Origin of the sequence: Thermoleptolyngbya sp. C42_A2020_037, from assembly GCF_015272455.1 — a bacterium.
Taxonomy (GTDB): domain Bacteria; phylum Cyanobacteriota; class Cyanobacteriia; order Elainellales; family Elainellaceae; genus Thermoleptolyngbya.
The window spans coordinates 1-9,667 of record NZ_JACYLP010000058.1 but is presented as its reverse complement, the minus strand read 5'-3'; the positions used below and the strand labels follow the sequence as shown (position 1 = coordinate 9,667).

At 56.5% G+C, this 9,667-nt stretch carries 10 protein-coding genes; 3 read left to right on the top strand and 7 right to left on the bottom strand.

Annotated elements, in window-relative coordinates:
* Nucleotides 1–145: 145 nt before the first annotated feature.
* From IGS16_RS22235 to IGS16_RS22215, 5 genes are all read right to left on the bottom strand, one after another.
* Entirely contained in the window at nucleotides 146–487 is a 342-nt protein-coding gene (locus IGS16_RS22235) for a hypothetical protein (RefSeq protein ID WP_297089290.1), read from the bottom strand.
* The gene (locus IGS16_RS22230; RefSeq protein WP_068509716.1) at nucleotides 484–1,161 is read right to left on the bottom strand and encodes a V4R domain-containing protein; all 678 of its coding nucleotides are present in this window, start codon (nucleotides 1,159–1,161) and stop codon (nucleotides 484–486) included. Before IGS16_RS22230 ends, IGS16_RS22235 begins: the two co-directional genes overlap by 4 nt.
* Nucleotides 1,162–1,568: 407 nt before the next feature.
* On the bottom strand, nucleotides 1,569–3,725 hold the full coding sequence (locus IGS16_RS22225; RefSeq protein WP_297089289.1) for a mechanosensitive ion channel family protein: 2,157 nt from the start codon (nucleotides 3,723–3,725) through the stop codon (nucleotides 1,569–1,571).
* Between the two features lie 43 nt (nucleotides 3,726–3,768).
* Nucleotides 3,769–4,350: an FKBP-type peptidyl-prolyl cis-trans isomerase gene (locus IGS16_RS22220; protein ID WP_297089288.1), complete on the bottom strand. Its 582-nt coding sequence runs from the start codon at nucleotides 4,348–4,350 to the stop codon at nucleotides 3,769–3,771.
* A 196-nt stretch (nucleotides 4,351–4,546) separates the two neighbouring features.
* Nucleotides 4,547–4,870, bottom strand: coding sequence for a phasin family protein (locus IGS16_RS22215; protein WP_297089287.1), 324 nt, complete (start codon nucleotides 4,868–4,870; stop codon nucleotides 4,547–4,549).
* 515 nt (nucleotides 4,871–5,385) lie between these two features.
* Between IGS16_RS22215 and IGS16_RS22210 the strand changes: the two genes are divergently transcribed.
* Together IGS16_RS22210 and IGS16_RS22205 are read left to right on the top strand one after the other, a co-directional pair.
* On the top strand, nucleotides 5,386–5,706 hold the full coding sequence (locus IGS16_RS22210; protein WP_068516245.1) for a TIGR03792 family protein: 321 nt from the start codon (nucleotides 5,386–5,388) through the stop codon (nucleotides 5,704–5,706).
* A 45-nt stretch (nucleotides 5,707–5,751) separates the two neighbouring features.
* Nucleotides 5,752–6,105, top strand: coding sequence for a zinc ribbon domain-containing protein (locus IGS16_RS22205; protein ID WP_297089286.1), 354 nt, complete (start codon nucleotides 5,752–5,754; stop codon nucleotides 6,103–6,105).
* Between the two features lie 43 nt (nucleotides 6,106–6,148).
* Here IGS16_RS22205 and IGS16_RS22200 read toward each other — a convergent pair whose 3' ends face one another.
* The gene (locus IGS16_RS22200; RefSeq protein ID WP_297089285.1) at nucleotides 6,149–6,700 is read right to left on the bottom strand and encodes a biphenyl 2,3-dioxygenase; all 552 of its coding nucleotides are present in this window, start codon (nucleotides 6,698–6,700) and stop codon (nucleotides 6,149–6,151) included.
* 293 nt (nucleotides 6,701–6,993) lie between these two features.
* On the opposite strand from IGS16_RS22200, the gene cobW reads away from it, so the two are divergent.
* Nucleotides 6,994–8,049 carry a cobalamin biosynthesis protein CobW gene (gene cobW / locus IGS16_RS22195; protein WP_297089284.1) on the top strand — a complete coding sequence of 352 codons (1,056 nt, stop codon included), beginning with the start codon at nucleotides 6,994–6,996 and terminating at the stop codon, nucleotides 8,047–8,049.
* A gap of 101 nt (nucleotides 8,050–8,150) precedes the next feature.
* Here the strand turns inward: cobW and IGS16_RS22190 are convergent, their stop codons facing one another.
* A complete protein-coding gene (locus tag IGS16_RS22190; protein WP_297089282.1) occupies nucleotides 8,151–9,053 on the bottom strand; it encodes a hypothetical protein in 903 nt (300 codons plus the stop codon).
* Between the last annotated feature and the right edge of the window lie 614 nt (nucleotides 9,054–9,667).

Below are 9,667 nucleotides of genomic sequence, written 5' to 3'. Positions count from 1 at the left end.
GGGAAGAGGGAAGAACGAAGAGGGAAGAGGGAAGAACGAAGAGGGAAGAGGGAAGGAGTTTGGGTTTTCGTTTTTCGTTCTTCGTTTTTCGTTCTTCGTTCTTTATAAGGTGTGGGGAAAAGAGAACTGAACTAGATATGGCGGGTTAGAAGAGGTCGGAGAAGTCGTCGAGGGTGAAGGCGTTGGTGGCGGGCTGGGGTGGCTCGCTGGAGAGGGACAGATCGACTTCGGGGGCAATCGCTCTTCTGCTAGATGCACCATCCCAGTTCACTGAGGTAAAGAACTGGCGCACCGTCAGCATCAGGCTCAGCGGGCCGTCGCTGCTGGTCGCATCCAGGCGCACCTGCTCCACTTCAGGCGGGTTGTCGTCCCAGTTGATGCTGCTAAAAAAGCTGTGGGTGGTTTGGTGCAGCCAGGACGCGGGTTTGGGTTCGGTGCTGGCGGGCTTGCTAAATCCGTTGCGTTCCATCAGAGCAGTGGGGTTCATTTCAGCCGATCTCCTGAGCGCAGCCGTTTTTCAATGTCTCGCGCCGTTGCGCCTTCGTTCATCCAGAAGGTCGCGGCATCGATGCGATCTTGCCCGCCCAGCAGAAACTTGCAGTAGGTTTCGCCCATCGAGTAGCACTGGATTTCGATGCAGCTTAGTTGCTTTTTCACCAGTTCGGTAAAGAAGCCTGCAAACAGGCCAGCGTAGAGATAGCAAACGGGTTTGCCCACATCGCCCAGCGTCCGCGCCACGGCCGAGTCGAAGATATTGATGAACATGAAGCCCTGCTTGCGATCGCCCATGTCCACTTCCCAGCGCCCCCAGCCCTGCGAGGTGAAGGGCCACCACCAGGTTTCCAGCAAGAACAGCAGATTGGTCTGGCGAATGTTGCGGTCGAATTCTTTTTCAAACCACTTTTCAAAGAAGAAAGCGTCTTTTTGTCCCCATTCGCATCCAATCGTGTACATTGTGGCAGCGGAAGCATCGCCCACTTCTTCCTCCAGCCCTTCCACCAGACCAATGATGAAATCTTCGGTGGTGAGCAGGTTTTGACTGCCGTTCCAGTCCACAATCGTGCCCTTGTCGGGGTCAAACTGGAAAAAGTCGCGGAAGCCGTAGTGATTGTGCTTCTTCGGGTTCCGCTGTTTGGTTGGGTTCTGAATGGCGTTCACCATAGTGGATTGCGAGTGGATTGCGGGGAGTAAGGGGGAACAGGAATCAGATCCGGCACATTTAGTAAAGGTTATACAGCGTCCGAATTTGATTTTTGAATTGTAATGTTGTGTGTTGTTTGCAACGGGGCTAAATCAGGACATACTGACCTGCTGCCGACTGGGTCGCAGCACGACTGACTCCAGCACTGAGTTGCTTTGAGCTTAATGTTCCCACCAAAGGCTGGAACTAACGAGGGCGATCGCCTCTTGGGTGTAGAGATTTGTGAAGGGCGACGTTGCGACCCTTGTTCTACGGAGTCTGAGAAGGGAGCATCGAACTTGGGTGTAGAGATTTGTGAAGGGCGACGTTGCGACTGGCTTTGGGCAAATGGGTTGGGCGATCGCCCTTCTGCCCGATTTGGTGTGGCTCAGGAGGAAGGCTCAGCACTGCTTCGAGCGTCGTCCTCCCGCGCTCCAGGCTTGTCAACAGGCTTGTCAACAGGCTTGTCAACAGGCTCGTCAAAAAGATGGTTGGGCAACTCCTCATGGGCGTGGGGGCTGCGGAATAGCTGCTGCGGCATCCCAATGTCGATGCCGTTTTTCTCGAAGGCGATTCGCACGCGCAGGCGAAATTCGCGCCCCACCGCGAACTGCTGCATAGGCTGCGTATCTAGCCACACGCGAATTGAAATCCCCTCATGGGACAGCGTTTCTACGCCCAACACCTGCGGCGGGTTATAAAACTTATCGCGCCACTGCGGGTCGTCGTACAGGCCCTGTGCCACGTCGCGAATGACCGACAGCACATGCTCGATATTGCTGTCGTAGGCGACCGTGATGATTAAATCTACCCGCGACCACAGGCGCGTCTGGTTTTCGACCCGATCGACCATGCTGTTGGGAATAGTGATCAGCCGCCCGTCGCCGTTGCGGAGTTGCGTCACACGCAGGTTCATGTTTTCCACCAGGCCGGTGGAGTTGCCAATGGTGACGACATCGCCAATGGCGTATTGATCTTCGGAAATAATCAGAAACCCGTTGACCAAATCGCGAATCAGGTTTTGCGAGGCCAGCGATGCCGCGAAGGCCAGCACCGCGCCAAAGGTCAGCACTGACCCCACAGGCAGCCCCAGCACACTAAAGGCCCAGCCCAACCCCATCAGGTATACCAAAAAGGTCTTCAGCCCCTTCATGGCAGTGACGATGGTGGAAATACGGAGCGATCGCCGCTGGGCTTCTTCCGGGGTAAATAGGTCATTTTCTTGCCAGGCGTTGGAGAGTCCGTTGATCAGCGCGTCGCCCAGCCGATTGAGCAGACCCACCAAAAACCAAATCAGCAGCAGGCTGAGGGGCTTGAGCCAGATGGATTCTGTGAGAGTATACGTGCCGGGAAAGCGCGACACGATCAGCACGATGCCACCCAGCCAGATCAGGATTTGTCCCCAAAAGGCAAGCCATTGTAGAAAGGAGACGGCGCTGAGTCGTCGATCGAAGGTGAAGATGCGGCGGAGGGCATCGAGCCAGGAGGGAGAGTATGGCGGAGAGGGAGGCGGGGTGGGGGTGTTCGGGGGTTGGGGCGATTCTCGCCAGGATGGTTTTGTGAATTGCGCTGGGGGGCTGCGGTCGGTTAGGGCACTGCCAAAGGAGCTAGATGAGCCTCTGCTGTCTACCTGGCTGTCCAGCGTGGCGTAGCGTGGGGACAGGGGGTCTGCATCGGCAGTGGGCGGCGTGGAGTTGGGTACAGCCAGCGGATCATCCTTGAGATTGACCGCCGCTGCGTAGGTGACATCGGCCCGCATGGCGGTTCTGGCGGCTTTGCGGCGGGCTTGCAGGCGATCGCGGCGACGTTTCAGCCAGCGCTGCACCAGCCATAGTAGGAAACTGGTGCCGATCATGGCCAGGGCGATCGCCTGGGCAATCAGGGTTTGGCGCTGAATCGCTGATGGCTGGCGAATTTCGAGCGCCTGGGTGAGTTCTTTTTGCAAAATCTGTTGCCATTCCTCCGCCAGTTGCGGCACGCTGCGGCGGTGAAACTGGGCATCGAGCGGCGTGACAGTCAGCAGCGGCTGGGGCAGAGAGTTGGCATCGCGCACCGTCAGCACGGTTCCGTCGCGCAGGGAATCTGCCTCGACTCGCAGCGTATTGGGGTCGAGGGTTGGGGTTTGAAAGAGCCATGCCATGCCTGCGCCGCCCCGTTCGGTCGGGTTGCTGGCTAGCACCCATCTCAGATTGGACTGAATCGTGGCGATGCGGTCTTCGACAGGCACCCGGTCGCCCGGATTGCGGCGATCGCGCACCGTCAGCCCCGTAACTGCAAACAGGGGTTTGCCCTCAAACCGCACCATGCCCCACTCCAAATTTCCCACGCGCTCTATTGCATCTGGCGGGCGAGTGGGGTCAGCAGCCGTAGTGGTGGTGGGCAGGGGAACCTGGGCCGCGGCGGGCGCAAAATTGCCAGGGGCGATCGCCAGCGCCAAGCCAAGCAAACTCGCCAGACACAGCAAGACTGCCCGCCGCAAGCTGCGCCGAGAGAACTGAAACGGGCGATCGCGCTGGGTCAGATATCGCCGCATGGATTGCCACATGAATTGCTGCATGGGCCAGAGTTGCCGACAAATCAGCGCGACCTTAGCCGCCGATTCGCAGCAGTTCTACATCAAAGACCAGCGTGGCATTGGGGGGAATCACGCCGCCCGCGCCCCGTGCGCCATAGCCCAGTTCGGGCGGAATAATCAGTTGGCGACGGCCGCCGACGCGCATCGTGCTTAGCCCTTCGTCCCAACCGCGAATCACCTGACCCACGCCCAGCCGGAACGAAAAAGGCTGGTTGCGATCGCGCGAACTGTCGAACTTGGTGCCGTCTTCCAGCGTGCCTGTGTAGTGGACGATGACGGTTTGCCCAGCCTGAGGCTGTGCGCCTGTCCCTTCGACCAGATCCACATACTTCAAGCCCGATTCGGTCGTCACCACCGCCGCATCGTCTCCCAAAGGTGCGCTCACAGAATCTTCTCCTGGGTTGATAAGATCAGCCGCGCCCGCTTGAGCCAGCAGCACGGTGTCCGACTTCACAATGCCAGACTTTGCTGCGGCAGGGGCAGACGGCTGGGCAGAGTCGGCGATCGCCGCTTGCCGCGACCCAGTAAACTGTGCCACCAGCAGCACCACACAGCACAGCACCATCACCCCAAAGCTAATCAAAATCTCTCGCATAGAACCCTCCCGCAGCAGGATTACCAAGTCAGCCACTCCCCAGTGTATACCGATTGCGGATCGGGCGATCGCGGAGGGGGCGATCGCGGATATGGCGACTGCGGAGGGCGATCGCTCGGGCCGGGGGTTCGGGATCGAGCTTCCAGGATTCAAGGATTCAAAGCGAGGTCAAGACGCAGATGCTTTTCAACTCTCACTATCGCCAGAGCTTGTTTTCCAGGTCGCGCACCTGCCGCTCAAGCCGATCCAGCCGTCCGCGCAATTCGTCCATTTCGTTTTGCCGGGGCACACCGAGATCCTGCAAGACCTGCCGCATCTGCCGCTGCATCTGCGCTTCAAAATTTCCCTGCTCCGACTTAAGCTGTTGCATCAGGTCGCTCATCAGCCCGTTGACCTGATCAGGGTTGAGTCGGCCCTCGCGTACCCACTCGTCGCCGACTTCCTTCAGCTTCTCTGCGACCAGAGAGGTGGTGCCAATGCCGAGCATCAGCAATTGTTGGATCAGGTTGTTATTGTCCATAGTTTTAGGGGTTACAACGCAAAGATTTCGCAGGGATTTTAAAGCCAGCAGCAAACCCAGCAGCGCAACAAAACTCCATGCAACGGCAGAAAGCTAGCGACGGCAAAAAAAGCTGGTTGATCATCCTGCTCCATTCTGTCAAACTTGCTCTGGTGTTCGGGTGAGGTTAGCCTCCCCAATTTTGCAGGAATACCGTCCGTGGGACAGGCTTCATAACAGACTTTATGGTGGACACCCTGTGGACATCTTGCGGACACCCGAAGTTTATCCTGGCACGCCTCTGCCTTAAACCTGCCTTAAACCTGCATTAAATTTGGTTCACAACAGCCTTAAAGTAACGATTTACCTCAAACAAACGTGCCCCTTCACAACTCATCCATTCAGAAGAGTCTCTAGACCCGTAATTTCGCTAGGTTAGTTGCAGGCAAAAACAGCTTAACTGGGTCTGTCTGGAAATAGGCCATCCAGACAATATCCCCGGTCAATCAAAAATGATGAAATTTGAAGGTGACAGCGTGGTTATTGAATGGTTGCGGTTTGACGTGTCGCCTGAAGCGCGGGAGCGGTTTGTGCAGCAGGATGCCGAAATTTGGACAACGGCATTATCGGAATATGGCGGCTTTTTGGGAAAGGAGGTCTGGATCAGCCCTGAGAATCCACGGGAAGTGATTACGGTGGTTCACTGGGAAAGTTTTGATCAGTGGTATTCCATTCCCGAAGCTCGGCTGGCAGCGGTAGAGGCTCGTTTTAGCGAAGCGATGGGCCAGAACACCTATCAATTGCTAGAGTCAAAGGCATACCAGGTGCGAAAGTTTGCTCGCGTACCCGCGTGTTGAAGCGCCTAGCACCTGCTGACCCTAATGCCTGCTTGCTAAGCTGCTATGCCAGAGTGTCCCAAATGCCGCCAGCCTGTCGAGACGACGGCGATCGCCTGTCCCCATTGCCGCACGACGCTGAAGGCGTTTGGGCATCCGGGCGTGCCGCTCTATCGGGCGGAGGGCGAGGCGGCGCTGTGCGACACCTGTGTGTATCACCACGACGATTCCTGCAACTATCCCCAGCGGCCCCATGCGCGGGAGTGTACGCTCTATACGAACCAACTGCGTCCGCTGGACAACGCCATCTATCGTCCCAGCGCCAGCAGTTTGGTAAAACGCTGGCTTCAGCAGCATTTAGCGTGGGTCATTTTGGGGGCGATTTTGCTGATCAGCGTGCTGCTGGCGCTGCGCGGCTAATCAAGCGGTTTATGCGGTTAAGCAAGCGATTTTATTATGTGGATCAAGGCGTAATCACGATCTCGCCGACCATGCCCGCTTCGGCGTGCCCCGCAATTACGCAGCGCAGGTCATAAGTCCCCGGACGCTGTGGCACAAACACCCACTCCGCCACGGCTCCGGGCTTTAGCTCCAGCTCGTGAATTGCGCCTTTGATTTCTACATTCCCGGCCTCTACCTTCTGCGTCCACACGCTGTCGGCAAAGTCTTTGGCGGTGAAATAGTGCTTCTGAGAACTAGGGTTATCGAGAACGAGCTTGTATTTGCGGCCGGCGGTAAATTCCAGATGATCGGGCACAAACTTTAGCGCCTCTGATGCATCGCCCAGGTGAACCTGCACTTCACTGACCAGACCCACGTTCGCTGGACTGGCGATCGCCCTCGCTTGCGGCGTTAGCACCCCCAGCCACAGCACCCCGCCCAACAGCACACTCAGCAGCCCGCTCAGCAACCCACTCAGCGCGATTCGCAAAGCGCTCTCTGTGGGAATTGCCCCCACCTCCTGCCAGACTGACCTTTTGCCCCAGTGTTGTTCCCCAAACGGTTTGCCAGCCATCCCAAAACTCTCCTTCACAGCGCGATACTCCCTACTTTATTCACAGCCGGCCCCATTTCTCAAATCTCATTTCTCATTTATCAAGCAAATTTGCCTTTGCTGCGGAATCGGGTCGCAAGCGGGTAAGATATTTGAGCTTCTATACAATTCTCGTGCGAGGCACTATGCGTGGAATGTCCGCACGCCCCGCAGACACCAGACTGGCAATCCAAAATTCCCAAGCCAAAATCCCAATCCAAAATCACTAAGCATGGCCCGTCTGGCGCTGGTTCTGTACTCTGACTTCTTTCACTATGGCAGCCAAAATTCCCGTCACGATCATCACCGGATTTCTCGGCAGCGGCAAGACCACGCTGATTCGCCACCTGCTGCAAAATAATCAGGGGCGGCGCATTGCCGTGCTAGTCAACGAGTTTGGCGAATTGGGCATCGACGGCGACCTGCTGCGCGACTGCCAGGTGTGCGATGAGGAGCCAGGGCAAGCGGCAGACGAGTCCAGCGCAAATATCGTCGAGCTAACCAACGGTTGTCTCTGCTGCACTGTGCAGGAAGAATTTTTGCCGACAATGCAGGAGTTGCTAAAGCGGCGCGATCGCCTCGACCACATTTTGATTGAAACCTCCGGACTGGCGCTGCCCAAGCCGCTGGTGCAAGCGTTTCGCTGGCCCGAAATTCGCAATGCGGCGACGGTGGACGGCGTGGTGACGGTGGTAGACTGCGAAGCCGTTTCGACCGGGGCGCTGGCCCATGACCCGGATGCCGTCACTGCCCAGCGGCAGGCAGACCCCAGCCTGGATCATGAAACGCCGCTGGAGGAACTGTTTGAAGACCAGCTTGCCTGTGCCGATCTGGTGGTGCTGAATAAGACCGATCTGGTAACGGCGGACGCAGTGAACCAGGTGGTTGACCGGGTGCAGACGGAGCTATCCCGCGCCGTGAAGCTGGTGCAGAGCGATCGCGGTCAGTTGCCCGCCGACCTGCTGCTGGGCTTCAACGCAGCGGTGGAAGACAACCTGGAAGCCCGTCCCAGCCACCACGACCACGAAGAAGACCACGACCACGACGACGAAATCGACTCCACCCACGTCATTTTGAACCGCGAGTTTGATCCAGACGCATTGCGGCGATCGCTCGAAGCGCTAGTGCAGTCCCAAGAAATCTACCGCATCAAGGGCTTTGTGGCCGTGCCCCAAAAGCCGATGCGGATGGTGGTGCAGGGCGTGGGTAGCCGCTTTGAGCAGTTCTACGATCGCCCCTGGCGGCCAGACGAGGCGCGGCAAACGCGGCTGGTGTTTATCGGGCGGGCGGTGGATGCGGGGGCGATCGCCCAGCAGCTTGCAGCGATTTAGGGGATTTTGGATTAGCGATTTTGGATTTTGGATTGCTCAGTTCAGCGCTTTGCGAGGCTGTGGCGCTTGGTGTGTGCGCTATGTCCCAAGCAGGTTGACCGTTAGACAAAATCGCTCAGGCTGAGGTTTCGCACGTCTACGCCCGTCAGCACTGCCAGCACGTCGGGGCCATAGCGAATCACCGCATCTGCCCCCCGCTGACGCAGCCTCAAGCTTTCTATTGCTACATCGCCCAGCACGGTTAGCGCATCGCTGCCGCTGCGATAGTCGGTAATCGTCGCAAACCCTCTGCCCACCGCTAGGGCGAACAGGTCTGCCCCTGCGCCGCCCGTCAGCAGTGACCTGCCCAGCCCGCCAAACAGCACGTCTGCCCCTGCGCCGCCCAGCAGGATGTCGTTGCCATTGCCGCCCAGCAAGATGTCTGTGCCGCCCAGCCCCAGCAGGCGATCGCTCCCGCCGAGGCCGCTCAGAATATTGCTGGCGCTGCTGCCCCGGAGCAGATCCGCTGCGCGATCGCCCAAGTCTAGCTGAGCAAGCCCGGTCGAAAAGTCGTCGAACACATCGCTGGCGATCGCCCGCACGCGCTTTGCCAGTTCGCCCCAGTCACTCGTGTCAATAGAGTCGTTAAACAAATCTTCTACGTCCACTGAGCCGAGGAGTTGATCCAAATCTTTGACCAACCGATTCAGGCTGATGTCTCCTAGCACGTCCTTCAGCAGCGCATCAAAGTTAATGTCGGACAAGTCCACGCCGCCAAACAAATCGTCGATATTCCCAACCAGTTTGGTAAAGTTGAAATCCTTGGAAAAGGTGTCGATCGCGCTTTCTAGGCCACTCCGCAGATCGTCCGTCCAATCTTCGAGCGAGAGATTGCCAAACACATCGCCCAGATTAATATCGGACAAGTCCAGATCCTGAAGAAAATCAGCAACGCTTTTTGCCAGGTCACTTTCCAGCAATCGGTTGGCCAGTTGATTGGCAACGCGGTTTAGTCGAATAGCCATAGCCTGTCTAAGGGGAAAAAGTAGCTTTGGATTTCAGATCTCAATATTCAGACCAGAGTGAATTACGTGGATTGCATGAATCGTGGATTGCATGAATCGCAATGCATTCAGCGCCGCCCGATGCTCTAGCCAAAGTCCTTGAACAAGGAAACCTGACGGATTCAGTCAGAAAAGGTTTCAGTTAGATTCAGTCAGATCTGTCAATCTGTTAAACAGGTCTGAACAATCTTTAGTCAAAGTTCAACAGTCAAAGTTCAACCCAAAAGTGCATCCGTTGGCGTGCATAACATAACACAAAAATCGTGCCTGACCTAATTCGTCAGACACGATCTCACTTAAATCTAACCTTAGACAGATTCTGGACAAATTGAATGCAAATGCGCGATCGCCAGAAATCCATTCACCGTGATTTATCAATAGACAGATTACGGTCGTTTTCGTTCTCGGTTTTAGTTCTCAATCGCTGAGTATCGTCGGGTCTTTCCCTCAATCCAGCGCAGCGCTTCTATTTCCGAGAGAAAACTTTCTGTGCGTCCAATCATTGGATCGTAGACATGCCAGACCAGAAGTGTTGAATTGAGACATAAAACTTTACATTTGACCCTATGAAGCTC